Origin of the sequence: Kineosporia sp. NBRC 101731 (genome assembly GCF_030269305.1) — a bacterium.
Taxonomy (GTDB): domain Bacteria; phylum Actinomycetota; class Actinomycetes; order Actinomycetales; family Kineosporiaceae; genus Kineosporia.
This window is the reverse complement of record NZ_BSTC01000008.1, coordinates 210,529-222,720: the sequence shown is the minus strand read 5'-3', so window position 1 is coordinate 222,720 and position 12,192 is coordinate 210,529. Positions and strand designations below refer to the sequence as shown.

Annotated in this window: 10 protein-coding genes and 1 pseudogene; 5 read left to right on the top strand and 6 right to left on the bottom strand. The window is 69.9% G+C overall.

Features of this window, described 5'->3' with window-relative positions; translation table 11 throughout:
* Nucleotides 1-19 precede the first annotated feature (19 nt).
* The gene (locus QSK05_RS22695; RefSeq protein WP_285599304.1) at nt 20-1,840 is read left to right on the top strand and encodes a DEAD/DEAH box helicase; all 1,821 of its coding nucleotides are present in this window, start codon (nt 20-22) and stop codon (nt 1,838-1,840) included.
* A 32-nt stretch (nt 1,841-1,872) separates the two neighbouring features.
* Nucleotides 1,873-3,063, top strand: coding sequence for a hypothetical protein (locus QSK05_RS22690; RefSeq protein ID WP_285599303.1), 1,191 nt, complete (start codon nt 1,873-1,875; stop codon nt 3,061-3,063).
* Nucleotides 3,064-3,186: 123 nt separating this feature from the next.
* Here QSK05_RS22690 and QSK05_RS22685 read toward each other — a convergent pair whose 3' ends face one another.
* Nucleotides 3,187-4,011 carry an NUDIX hydrolase gene (locus QSK05_RS22685; RefSeq protein ID WP_285599302.1) on the bottom strand — a complete coding sequence of 275 codons (825 nt, stop codon included), beginning with the start codon at nt 4,009-4,011 and terminating at the stop codon, nt 3,187-3,189.
* 152 nt (nt 4,012-4,163) lie between these two features.
* Between QSK05_RS22685 and QSK05_RS22680 the strand changes: the two genes are divergently transcribed.
* Together QSK05_RS22680 and QSK05_RS22675 are read left to right on the top strand one after the other, a co-directional pair.
* Nucleotides 4,164-4,745, top strand: a complete 582-nt coding sequence (locus QSK05_RS22680; protein ID WP_285599301.1) for a suppressor of fused domain protein — start codon at nt 4,164-4,166, stop codon at nt 4,743-4,745.
* Nucleotides 4,742-5,548: a sulfite exporter TauE/SafE family protein gene (locus tag QSK05_RS22675; RefSeq protein ID WP_285599300.1), complete on the top strand. Its 807-nt coding sequence runs from the start codon at nt 4,742-4,744 to the stop codon at nt 5,546-5,548. Before QSK05_RS22680 ends, QSK05_RS22675 begins: the two co-directional genes overlap by 4 nt.
* A 193-nt stretch (nt 5,549-5,741) precedes the next feature.
* On the opposite strand, the gene QSK05_RS22670 is transcribed toward QSK05_RS22675, so the two are convergent.
* The 5 genes and pseudogenes from QSK05_RS22670 to QSK05_RS22650 all read right to left on the bottom strand — a co-directional run bounded on the left by QSK05_RS22670 (nt 5,742) and on the right by QSK05_RS22650 (nt 10,572).
* Nucleotides 5,742-6,836, bottom strand: a complete 1,095-nt coding sequence (locus tag QSK05_RS22670; RefSeq protein WP_285599299.1) for an ABC transporter ATP-binding protein — start codon at nt 6,834-6,836, stop codon at nt 5,742-5,744.
* 1 nt (nt 6,837) lies between these two features.
* The gene (locus QSK05_RS22665) at nt 6,838-7,701 is read right to left on the bottom strand and encodes an ABC transporter permease (protein ID WP_285599298.1); all 864 of its coding nucleotides are present in this window, start codon (nt 7,699-7,701) and stop codon (nt 6,838-6,840) included.
* Nucleotides 7,689-8,582 (bottom strand): ABC transporter permease, encoded by an 894-nt coding sequence (locus QSK05_RS22660; RefSeq protein ID WP_285599297.1) that lies wholly within the window; start codon nt 8,580-8,582, stop codon nt 7,689-7,691. Before QSK05_RS22660 ends, QSK05_RS22665 begins: the two co-directional genes overlap by 13 nt.
* A gap of 4 nt (nt 8,583-8,586) precedes the next feature.
* Complete coding sequence (locus QSK05_RS22655) at nt 8,587-9,705, bottom strand: ABC transporter substrate-binding protein (protein WP_352302299.1); 1,119 nt, start codon at nt 9,703-9,705, stop codon at nt 8,587-8,589.
* Nucleotides 9,706-9,988: 283 nt separating this feature from the next.
* Nucleotides 9,989-10,572: pseudogene (locus tag QSK05_RS22650) on the bottom strand (aldo/keto reductase).
* 52 nt (nt 10,573-10,624) lie between these two features.
* On the opposite strand from QSK05_RS22650, the gene QSK05_RS22640 reads away from it, so the two are divergent.
* Nucleotides 10,625-12,169: an MFS transporter gene (locus QSK05_RS22640; protein ID WP_285599293.1), complete on the top strand. Its 1,545-nt coding sequence runs from the start codon at nt 10,625-10,627 to the stop codon at nt 12,167-12,169.
* Nucleotides 12,170-12,192: the final 23 nt, after the last annotated feature.

The window sequence follows — 12,192 nt, the reverse complement described above, 5'->3', positions numbered from 1 at the left end:
CTCCGTAGATTAGTGGGCGATGAACACCGATCCCGCTGTCCGCGACGCCCCGGAAGACACTCCGGAGCACTCTGTGGACGTCCCCCATCCCCCCGCAGAGCTGCCGGAGCCGCGCGAGGCCCAGCCCACGTTCGCCGACCTCGGGATCGACGAGCGCGTGCTTCGAGCCCTCAGCGATGTCGGCTATGAGATGCCCTCCCCCATCCAGGCCGCGGCGATCCCGCCGCTGATGGAGGGGCGCCACCTGGTCGGTCTGGCCCAGACCGGTACCGGTAAGACCGCAGCGTTCGCGCTGCCGGTACTCAGCCGCATCGACCTCTCCCAGCGTGCCCCGCAGGCCCTGGTGCTCGCTCCCACCCGGGAACTGGCGCTGCAGGTGGCCGAGGCCTTCGGCCGCTACTCCCACCACATCCCGGGTCTGCACGTGCTGCCGATCTACGGTGGGCAGAGCTACGGCGTGCAGCTGGCCGGCCTCAAGCGCGGCGCCCACATCGTCGTCGGTACGCCCGGACGGGTGATAGATCACCTGGAGAAGCGCACCCTCGACCTCTCCCAGCTGAAGTACCTGGTGCTGGACGAGGCCGACGAGATGCTGCAGATGGGCTTCCAGGAAGACGTCGAGACGATCCTGGCGACGACTCCGGACGACAAGCAGGTGGCCCTCTTCTCGGCCACCATGCCGCCGCAGATCCGCCGCATCTCGAAGAAGTACCTCACCGACGCGGCCGAGATCACCGTGGCCAACCGCACGGTGACGTCGGTCAACACCCGGCAGCGCTACATCTTCGTGGGTCACCAGCAGAAGGTGGACGCCCTCACCCGGGTCCTCGAGGTCGAGGACTTCGGGGCGATGATCATCTTCGTCCGCACCAAGCAGTCCACCGAGGAACTGGCCGAGCGGCTGCGGGCGCGGGGCTTCTCCGCCGCCGCCATCAACGGTGACCTGGCTCAGCAGCAGCGTGAGCGCACGATCGACCAGCTCAAGTCCGGTCAGCTCGACATCCTCGTCGCCACCGATGTCGCCGCCCGCGGTCTCGATGTGGAACGCATCACCCACGTCGTGAACTTCGACATCCCGCACGACAGCGAGTCGTACGTGCACCGGATCGGCCGCACCGGCCGGGCCGGTCGCTCCGGCGAGGCGCTGCTGTTCGTCACGCCGCGGGAGAAGCGCCTGCTCGGGTCGATCGAGCGGGCCACCCGCTCGACGATCGAAGAGATGCCGCTGCCGACCGCCGACGACGTGAACTCCACGCGCGTCGGCAAGTTCACCGACTCGATCAAGGCCAATCTGGAGAACCCCGAGGTGGCCGTGTTCCGCGGTCTGATCGAGGAGTTCCTGGCCGAGAACGACGTGCCGGCGACCGACGTGGCCGCCGCCCTGGCCGTGATGGCCCAGGCCGGTAAGTCCTTCCTGCTGCCGCCCGACCCGCCGCCCTCGGCCCGTCGTCCGGCCCGGGAGCCCGCCGGCGCCGCCCGCAACGGCCGTCCGGCACCGCGGGTGGCCGGTCCGCGTCGCCCCCGGGGCGACGTGCCTCTGGCGACCTACCGCATCGCGGTCGGGCGCCGGCACCGGGTACAGCCCGGCGCCATCGTCGGGGCGATCGCGAACGAGGGCGGTCTGGGCCGGTCGGACTTCGGTCACATCGACATCCAGGCCGACCACACCCTGGTCGAACTGCCGGCCAACCTGTCGCGCGAAACCGTCGAGGCGCTGACGCAGACCCGGATCTCGGGGAAGCTCATCCACCTCACCAAGACCGACGGGGCGCCCCCGCAGCACCCACGGGGCACCCCGGACAGCCGCAAGCCGTTCCGCAAGTCGTACCCGGGTAAGTAAAGGCACCAACCCCGGTCGCCGAGCCACACTCGGTGACCTCCTTCCCGCAGGAAGCCCCTCAGCTGGTCGCCGCCGGGCGCCGGCTGAGTGGGCTCGCTCCTGCCCTGCGGGTGGTCACCCGGCTGCGCTGGCTGTTGTGCGGGGTCGGGGCGGTGCAGTCGATCTGGAACCTGGGCGTCCAGCCGGCCGACCTGGTGCGTTTCAGCCGCGCCGGAGGCTGGATCCTGCAGGGCCGTCTGGGTGAGATCTACAGCACCTCCTGGATGCAGGCCGGCCCGTTCGAGCTGCTTGCCAGCTGGGCCCTGTACCCGTTCGGCCATCAGCACCACGCCGGCTACATCGACGTCGGCCTCGCCGGGCAGTTCCTCCTGCGCCTGATCGGCGGCGCCCTCATCGTCGCCGGCGTCATGGCCTTCGTGCGGTACCTGCGCCGGCTGCACGACCTGCCGGACTGCGCCCCGATGGAACTCGCGGCCGGTCTGACAGCCGTGCTGATCACCGTGCCCCACCAGTTCTGGCTGGGCGGGCACCTGGCCCAGTACGGCGTCCCCGTGATGTGGGTCGTCGGCACCTCTGCGGCCGTGCGCGGCCGTAGCACCGCCGGTGGGCTGATCATCGGGCTGTCCGCGGGCTGGGAGCCCTGGGGCGTGCTGGCAGCCGGGGTGCTGCTGGTGGAACGCGCCCCCCGACGACTCGCCCGGGCCGGCACAGCCTTCGCCGCCGGCGCCGTGCTGCCGTACCTGCCCTTCCTCGCCACCGGCCGGTTCGAGATGTTCCACCTGGTGTGGACCATCCGTGAAGAGACCCTGATCGGCCTGCTGTTCCCCCACCTGACCGAGTTCAGCTGGGAACTACGCCTGCTCCAGGGCATCGCCGCGGGACTGGCCGGGGCGGTGGTCGCCCTCGGGCTGGGCCGCCGCCGCGACGTCGTCTGGATCGCGCCGCTGGCCGTGCTGGTGGTGCGTCTGCTCCTGGACCCGCTGATCCTCTCGTACTACTGGGGACCGTTCCTGGTCGCGGTGGTGATCGGGGTCGGTCTGCTGCACCCGCGCTGCTCCCCCACCCGCGTCGTCCTCGGGGGCGCCCTCGCCGCCGTCGCCCTGGCGCAGTTGCGCTACACCGACAACCGCGAGGTGCCCCTGCTGGCCATCGCCCTGGTCCTGCTGGTGGCCCTGGTGCTGGCAGTGCGCCGGGACGAAGCGGCGCCGGGTGTCGATGCCTGAGCGACTGGCCCTTCCGGGCTTTTCCCGGCTCTTCGTGCCACCCCTCCCACCCCTGGGCCTACCGCGTTACCGGCCGGCGGCGAGCCGGCTGCTCCTGGGTCCCGCGATCCGGCAGACCTGACCTCATCCGGTGCTGCGCACCAGCCGGTCCCCGACGATCTCGAATCTCGGCATCACGACACCGATCTCCCGTTCAGCGGTGAGGGCCTCGGCCACGGTGGCATACCTCGCCAGCTCGGTGAGGGCAGCCCGGGTCGGCGGCATCAGGGTCAGACCTGAGTTCAGCGCCCGCGCGGGAGTGATCCACACCCGGCGATCGGCCTCACCACCCACGTTTCGGGGTTCCTGACCCGGCGGCAGTGCGGCGACGAAGAACCGGGTGTCGTAGCGACGCAGCTCCAGTTCCGGGGTGATCCAGTGCTGCAGCGGAGCCAGGAGGTCCGCGCGCAGGTCGAGGTCGTGCCGGGCGAGCAGGGCGGCCAGGCTCTCCCGGCCCGCCTCCAGACCGGCCCGCTCCCGTTCGCCGACCACCTCGTCCGCCATTTCGTCCGTCCTCGACCCCGCCGGAGGCCCCGCCGACGACCCCGCCGACGGCCCACCGGAGGCCAGCAGCACCCCTGTCTCCTCGAACGTCTCGCGCACGGCGGCCCGGACGACGGACGACGCGGTGCTCTCCCGGGTGCGGAACCACCGGGCCCAGGTGGCCGGGTCGGGCCCCTGCCAGCCGTGCCCGCCGACCGCGTCCGTGGCGTCCACCGAACCACCGGGGAACACGTACATCCCGGCGGCGAAGGCCATCTGCGGCACCCGGCGCAGGAGATACACCTCCGGACCGGCCGCGCCGTCCCGCAGCAGCGCGACCGTGGCCGCCGCCCGGGGCGGAACCGGCTCCAGTTTCCCGGCCTGCAGCAACCGGGCCCGGTGCAGGAGATCCTCGTCCGCAGGCATTCCTGCATGGTGGCACGATGCCCCGGCCCGGAACCGGGTGATCGCCCGGTGGTCGTGCCGCAGCGGAGGACGAGGTGGTCACCGCGGCTCTCCAGGTGCCCCTACCGGCGGCGGCCCGATCCCGCTGCGGGGGGCCGTGATGGAATGCCGGGGTGCCTGCCGTCACCGACCTCGTCCGGACGCATCTGACGACAACCTTCCCCGGTCCGAACGCCAGTGCCTCCGTGACCTTCCTGGGCACCCGCACGCTGCACGTCGACCGTTTCGGACCCGACCCCACCGGCCTGGTCCGCTACGTCACCGTCGGGATCAGCGAGGAGCCGATGCACCCACCCACGGCCACGGTCGCCGATCCGGTGCGCGGCCCCCGGGCCGAACTCGTCCTGAGTCTGCGCCCCGCCCGCGACGAGGTCCTGCGAACGCTGGCCGTGCTGGCCGCCACCCCTCAGGTCGAAGGACTCGTACTGGCCTCCGGCGCCACGATCGACCTGCAGCAGCCCCTCTGGCCGGGGGCCCGGTTCACCGCGGTGCTGCTGGGTGACGCCGGTGGCCTGGTGCCCGACCTCGATCTCGGGCCCCCGGCCGACCCGGTGGGCTTCTACCCCGTGCTGCCCATGACCCCGGACGAGGCTGCTCTGGCCCGGGCCCGGGGCGCGGCCCACGTCCGGCAGATGTGGCTGGAAGCAGGCACCGACCTGCGCGATCCGGAGCGGCGCTCGGTGTTGCACCGGTGAGTGCGACCACGGCCCTCCTGCTGGTGCTCGCCGGTATCGGCAGCGGTCTCACGGGCAGCATCGCCGGTCTGGCCTCGCTGATCAGCTACCCCGCCCTGCTGGCCACCGGCATCTCCCCGATCAGCGCCAACGTCACCAACACCGTGGCCCTGATCTTTTCCGGCGCGGGCACCCTGCACGGCTCCCGCCCGGAGCTGCGCGGCCAGGGCCCACTGCTGCGAAAGATGCTGCTCTGGGCCGTACCCGGCGGCATCGTCGGCGGTGTACTGCTCCTGCTCACCCCGTCCGACGCGTTCGAGAAGGTCGTGCCGTTCCTGATCGGCGGCGCCGCCCTGGCCGTGCTGCTGCGCCCCGGACCGGCGAAAGGATCGGCCGTCGGCGACGTTCCGGCCGACCAAATCCCGCACACCGCAGCCGATCTCGATCCGGCACCGGCGGACGACGGCCCACCGCGCGCCCTCCTGATCGGCACGTTCCTCGTCGGCATCTACGGCGGCTACTTCGGGGCCGCCGCCGGCGTGATGCTGATAGCCCTGCTGCTCGGTCTCACCGGGCTGGGCCTGGCCCGGGCCAGCGCCGTGCGCACCACCGTGCTCACGGCCGCGAATGCCGTGGCCGCGGTCTACTTCATCGCTTTCGGCCCGGTGGACTGGCTGTACTGCCTGCCCCTGGCCCTGGGATCCCTGATCGGCGGCCGGATCGGCCCGATCGTCCTGCGCCATGCCCCGGCCGGCCCCCTGCGCATCCTCATCGCCCTGACCGGACTGGGTCTGGCGATCGATCTGGCCCTCCAAGCCTACTGACCCGGCCAAACCCCTGTTCGTGATCTTGCAAAGTGTCCCCGAGTTCCGAGAACCGCACCCCTCCTCTTCGTGATCATGCAAAACCTCCCCGGCGTTCTAGAACTCTCGGGCCAGCAGTTCCAGAACTCCGGGGAGTGGGGGCACCTCCCGGCCGAAGGCTGGGGGATTGGCATGATCACCGAAGAGGGGCAGGTCAGCCCTTGACCACCAGCACCGGGTCGGGCCGGAACGTCACCCGGGCCACGCTGCCGGAGCCGAAGCCACCAGCCTGCGAGGTGGGCATCTGGGCCAGCACCTTGCCGGCCGGGCCCAGGTCGACCGTGATCCGGCTGACCGCACCGAGGAACGAGGTCGCGATCACCTGACCCACCAGCGGGCCGGTCGCGCCGTCGGTCACCGGGAACAGGTCCACGGCCTCCGGGCGCACCAGGGCGAAGCCCTCACCACGGTCGATCGACGACGGGATGACCGGCACCGCGGCACCCAGAACATCTGCCGTGGAACCGTTCACGGTCGCCGGGATGCGGTTGGACAGGCCCACGAACTGAGCCACGAACGGCGTGGCCGGACGACCGTAGACCTCGGTCGGGGGGCCCAGCTGCTCCAGCCGGCCCGCGTTCATCACACCCACCCGGTCGGCGACGGCGAGCGCCTCCTCCTGGTCGTGCGTGACGAACAGCGTGGTGATCCCGACCTCCAGCTGCACGCGGCGGATCTCGTCGCGCAGGGTGGCCCGGACCTTGGCGTCCAGGGCGGAGAGCGGCTCGTCGAGCAGCAGCACGGTCGGGCGGATCGCCAGGGCCCGGGCCAGGGCCACCCGCTGCTGCTGACCGCCGGACATCTGGTGGGCGTACCGGTCAGCCTGCGCCGAAAGGCCGACCAGTTCGAGCATCTCGCCCGCCCGCCGGTTGCGTTCGGTTTCGCCGATCTTGCGCAGGCGCAGCCCGAAGGCGACGTTCTGCCGGGCGGTCATGTGCGGGAAGAGCGAGTAGGCCTGAAACACCATGCCCATGTCGCGCTTGTTCGTGGGCAGCTGGGTGACGTCCTTGTCGCCGACCACCACGCGCCCGCCGTCGGCGTCTTCCAGACCCGCGAGAAGCCGCAGCGCGGTGGTCTTCCCGCAGCCGGAGGGGCCGAGCAGAGCGACGAATTCGCCGGGCTTGATGGTGAGGTCGAGGCCGTCCAGGGCGGTGACCGCACCGTACTGGCGCCGCAGTCCTTCCAGCCGGACCTCGACCCCGGCCCGGGTGGCCTCGGCGGCCGTCACTGGGGTATCGGTTTTCGTCACGTCACTTCTCCTCAGCGGTCGCGCGGGCCGGCCGGCGGCGGCCGGCGAACGACAGCGCGAACAGCAGCACGAACACGAACATCAGGGACGCCGCGGCGAGCGCGACCGTGACCCCGGAACTGATCTGGGCCACGTTGTTCATCACGACCTGCAGGTTGTCGTAGTTGAGCAGCGAGGCCACGGTGAACTCACCGAGCACCAGCGCCACCGACAGCAGCGCTGCGTTGAGCACGGCCGAGAGCATGTTCGGCATGATCACGCGCGCCATCACGGTGAACCAGCCGGCGCCCAGGCTGCGTGCGGCCTCGGCCAGGGTGCGCACGTCGATCGACGACAGCCCCGCGTCCAGCGAGCGGTACATGTACGGCATCACCAGGATGACGTAGGCGAAAGCCAGTACCACGGGTGAACTGTCGAACTGGGCGGGGGTGAAGTAGGCGATCCACAGGTAGATCGGGGCCCAGCCGACCACCAGCACCAGGGCCGGGATGGTCAGCGGCAGTAGGCACAGGAACTCCACCACCCGATGAAGTTTCGGCAGCCGCAGCCGCACCCAGACCATGGTCGGCAGCAGCAGGACCAGGGCCACCACCGAGGTGATCAGGGCCAGCAGCACCGAGTCGCGCAGCGCGGTGAGGATCTGCGGGTCCTGGCCGATGTAGCGCCAGTACTCCAGCGTGCGTGGCCCGGTCAGGTCGGTGCTGCGCGTGCTGAACTCGATCAGCGCGAGCAGCGGGACGGCGAAGAACAGGGCGAACAGCACGAGCAGCACGGCCCGGCCGATCCGGAAGCGCAGGGCCGAACGGGCTCGCACACCCTGGTTCTTCGGTGGAGCTGTGGTCAGTTCGGTCATCACTGCAGCCATCGGGCGGACCTCCGCTGCATCCAGGAGTAGAGCGCCATGGCCACGGCGACCACGATCACCATGCCGAGAGCCAGCGCGTTGGCCACGTTCTCCCGGCCGAGCACGGTCTCACTGGTGATGGCCGCGCGGATCTGCAGCGGGATGATCACGCCACCCTGACTGATCAGCGCCGCGGCGGTGGCGTAGGCGGCGAACGCGTTGGCGAACAACAGCAGGAACGCTCCCAGGAAGGGCGGGGTCAGCAGCGGTACCGCGACGTGCCGCCAGTAGGCCCAGCTGTTGCCACCGAGACTCTCGGTGGCCTCCCGCCACTGTGGTTTCACGCCGTCCAGCGCGGGCAGGAAGACCAGCACCATCAGCGGGATCTGGAAGTACAGGTACACCACGATCAGGCCGGACATCTGGTAGAGCCAGCCACCGGAGGCGCCGATCCCGATGTTCTGCAGCAGCAGGGTGATCAGGCCCTGGTTACCGACGCTCACGATGAACGCGAAAGCCAGGGTCACACCGCCGAACTGGGCCAGCACACCAGCGGCCGCGGTGGCCACGCGCCGGACGAATCCGTCGGCCGGGCCACTCACCAGCAGGTAGGCCAGCAGCGCACCGAGCACGGCTCCGACCAGGGCGGTGACGAACGACAACTCGATGCTGCGCCAGAAGGCGGTCAGCACATAACTCTCGGACAGGGCCCGGACGTTGTCCAGGGTCGGCCGCCCGTCGGGGTCGGCGAACGCCTGGACCACCACCAGCACGGTGGGCAGGAGCAGGAAGAGCCCGATGTAGGCCAGGAACGGCACCACACCGAGCCAGCTGAGCGGGACCCGCCGCCCGGTCCGCGAGGACCGGGCGGCGGGTTCACCGTCGACAGGCGTGGACGTCACCACGTCAGCCGATCGCCTTGGCCCAGTTCTTGGTCAGGTATTCGGTGGCCTTCGTGGTCTGCTCCGTGGTCAGGAACACCGCGTCACCCTTGGCCTCGGGCAGCTTCGCCGCGGCGTCCTTGTCGATGGTGCCGGCCGTGGTCATGGCCTCCATGCGCACCGGACGGGCGCCACCACCGAGGTAGAGGTTCTGGCCCTCGTCGGAGTAGAGGAACTCCTGCCACAGCCGGGCGGCGGCCGGGTGCGGAGCGTCCTTGTTGACGGCCTGGTTGTAGTAGCTGCCGAGCAGGACACCCTCGGGGATCACGGTCTTCCAGGTCGGGACCTCCTTGACCTGGGCGGCGTTCAGATAGTCCCAGTCGAACACGACCGGCGTCTCACCGCTCTTGATCGTGGTGTCGCTGGCCTGCACCGGCACGAAGTTGCCGGCCTTCTTCAGCTCGGTGAAGAAGTCGACACCCTTGCTGACGTCGTCGGCCGAGCCACCGTTGCCGAGCGCGGCGAACGCGACGCCGGCAAACGCGGCACCGGCCTGCGTCGGGTCACCGTTCAGTGCGACCGAGTTCTTGAAGTCCTTACCGAGCAGGTCTTTCAGCGCGGAGACGTCGTTGAACTTGGACGAGTCGTAGCCGATCGACATGTAGCCGCCGTAGTCGTTGACCCACAGGCCGGTCGACTCCTTCTGGCTGTCCGGGATGTCGTCCCAGGTCGCGACCTGGTAGGGCGCGTACAGAGCGGTGTTGGCCAGGGTGACGGCACCACCCATGTCCAGGACGTCCGGGGCCGAGCTGCGGCCCTTCTCGTCCTTGACCGAGTTGATCTCCTCCTGACTGGACCCGCCCGGGTTGTCCGTGGTGATCTTGATGCCGTACTTCTCGGTGAAGGCGGCCTTGATCTTGCCGTAGTTCGCCCAGTTGTCCGGCAGTGCGACAACGTTCAGCTGGCCTTCCTTCTTGGCCGCCGTGACCAGGGCGTCGAGCCCTCCGAACTCCTCCGCGGAGGTCGCCGACGCGGCGCTGACGCCGTTGGCGCCGGTCGCGCTGTCGTCCTTCTTGTCCGGCGGGGCACAGGCTGCCAGACCTACGATCGCGCCCATTGCCACCGTCGCACTGACACCGCGCATGACCTTCTTCAAGACTGCTGCCTCCTCAGGCACATTGCCCCCGCATAGTTGAACGTTGCACACGTTGACACGTCGATGCGTCGACAACCGGGGGCCCGGAGCAGCCGATGGCTGACCGGATGGCAAACGGACGAGGAATCCCCCATCATCATCCGGACAAGCCAGGGCAACACACCGAGACCAATTCGTTACTTAATGCAATTCAGTTGTCGCTCAATGATCTTCCCATCACTCAAAGTAGGCAGACAAGAGCACTTGGAAGCTTCGAGTAGGTTTCCGGATGCTACGAGTGACCGGCCACGGCATGGGCCGTGTAGGGAGCCTCCAGCTGCGACACCTCGTCGTCCGTCAGCTGCAGCTCGATCCCGGCCAGCGCATCGGTCAGGTGGTGCGGCTTGGTCGCCCCGATGATCGGAGCGGTCACGACCGGGTTCCGGGCCACCCACGCCAGTGCCACCTGGGCTCGGGAGACGCCCCGGGCGTCCGCCACCTTGGCGACTGCCTCGACGATCTCACGATCGCCCTCCTGATAGAGGGTCTGGCCGACGGCGTCAGTCTTCTGCCGATCGCTACCCGCGTCCAGCACGATCTCGTGGCGGCGGGCGTAGTCGGCCAGCGCCCGGCCGACGATCTCCTCGCTGGTGCCGTCCGAATACATGTTGGCCGGTGGGGGCACCTCCCGGCGCGCTAGCGCTGGGGGACGAAGAACGTGATCCCGGCCTCGACGGCCGTCTTGATGAAGGGACGGCTCTCGTCCTCGCCGAGGGTCCAGGGATGGGTGCCACGGCCGGGCTCCCCGTAACTCACGCATCCGAGACACAGACGGGAGACATCCAGTCCCGTCGAGCCGAGCTTCACGTATTCCATGCAGCCACCATAGGCTCGACGCGGTGTGACGAAGTGGGGCAGTCTCGGTGACATGACGGGTCAGCCACGAAAAGCTCCCACTGAGGACGCAGCACCGCTGCGCCTCTCCACGCCGTCCGGGCGGTGGGTCCTGACCGCGGCGGTTCTGGGCAGCGCGGTGGTCAGTCTCGATGCCACCGTGGTCAACGTGGCGCTGCCCACGATCGGTCGTGACCTGGACGCGGACGTGGCCGGGATGCAGTGGACCGTCAACGGGTACGCGCTCACCCTGGCCTCCCTGATCCTGCTCGGCGGGTCGCTGGGTGACCGCTTCGGCCGGCGGCGGGTGTTCCTGATCGGTGTCGCCTGGTTCGGCGTCGCGTCGCTGATGTGCGGCGTCGCACCGAATCTGGAGACTCTCGTGCTGGCCCGCGCCCTCCAGGGGGTCGGTGGCGCGCTGCTGACACCCGGCAGCCTGGCGATGATCTCGTCGTCGTTCCATCCCGCCGACCGGGCCCGGGCGATCGGGGCATGGTCGGGCCTGGGCGGGGTGTCCGCCGCGCTCGGCCCGCTGCTCGGCGGCGCCCTGCTCGAGCAGTCCTGGCGTCTGGTCTTCCTGATCAACCTGCCGCTCACGGTTTTCGTGATCGGGCTGGCTCTGCGGCACGTGCCGGAGTCACTCGACCCGACGGCGCCCCGTCGTCCCGATCTCGCCGGATCCGTCACCGGCGCCATCGGTCTCGGTGGCCTGACCTACGCCCTGATCGCGGCCGGCGGGTCCTCCACCACGGTGGTGACGGCGGCTGCGCTGATCGGCGCTCTCGGGCTGGTCGCATTCGTCCTCACCGAGCGTCGCAGCAACCATCCCCTGATACCGCTCGACATCTTCACCTCCCGGCAGTTCACCGCCGCGAACCTGGTCACCTTCGCCCTCTACGCCGCGATCTCCGGCACCTTCTTCCTGCTCGCGATCGTGTTGCAGGTCGTCACCGGCCTCAGCCCCCTGCAAGCCGGCGCCGCCACGCTGCCGCTGACCGCGATCATGCTCACCCTGTCGTCCCGTACCGGAGCCCTGTCGGCCCGCATCGGCCCCCGCCGCCCGATGACGTTCGGACCTCTCATCATGGCCTGCGGTTTGCTGCTGATGCTCCGGATCGGTTCCACCGCAAGCTATCTCACCGACGTTCTGCCCGCCGTGATCGTCTTCGGGCTGGGCCTGAGCCTGACCGTGGCCCCTCTGACCGCCGCCGTGCTGGCCGCCGCCGAGGACCGGCACGCCGGTGTCGCCTCCGGGGTGAACAACGCCGTCGCCCGCACCGCCGGACTGCTCTCGGTGGCCGTGCTGCCACTGGCGATGGGCCTGTCCGGCGACGACTTCAACCGCCCCGGCCCACTGGCCCACGGCTTCCACACCGCCGTGATCGGCGGCGCCGTACTGGTGGCCGTGAGCGCGCTGATCGCCTGGTTTGGGGTCAGCGACAACATCCTGGCCGACACCCGGGCCGACACCGCTCCGGCGACCACCACGTCCGTTCATGAGACCCCCGAGCCCTATCACTGTGCGCTCACGGAGCCCCCGGCCGCACCCCCCGTCCAGCCGCATGGTAACGCGGGGTAATCGAACGGGCACGTGTCAAAATC

Bases quoted from the DNA above. Each gene is read 5' to 3' on its own strand.
- QSK05_RS22695 (WP_285599304.1), top strand. From the start codon at position 20: ATGAACACCGATCCCGCTGTCCGCGACGCCCCGGAAGACACTCCGGAG.
- QSK05_RS22685 (WP_285599302.1), bottom strand. From the start codon at position 4,011: ATGCCTGCGGACGAGGATCTCCTGCACCGGGCCCGGTTGCTGCAGGCC.
- QSK05_RS22665 (WP_285599298.1), bottom strand. From the start codon at position 7,701: ATGGCTGCAGTGATGACCGAACTGACCACAGCTCCACCGAAGAACCAG.
- QSK05_RS22655 (WP_352302299.1), bottom strand. From the start codon at position 9,705: ATGCGCGGTGTCAGTGCGACGGTGGCAATGGGCGCGATCGTAGGTCTG.
- QSK05_RS22640 (WP_285599293.1), top strand. From the start codon at position 10,625: ATGACGGGTCAGCCACGAAAAGCTCCCACTGAGGACGCAGCACCGCTG.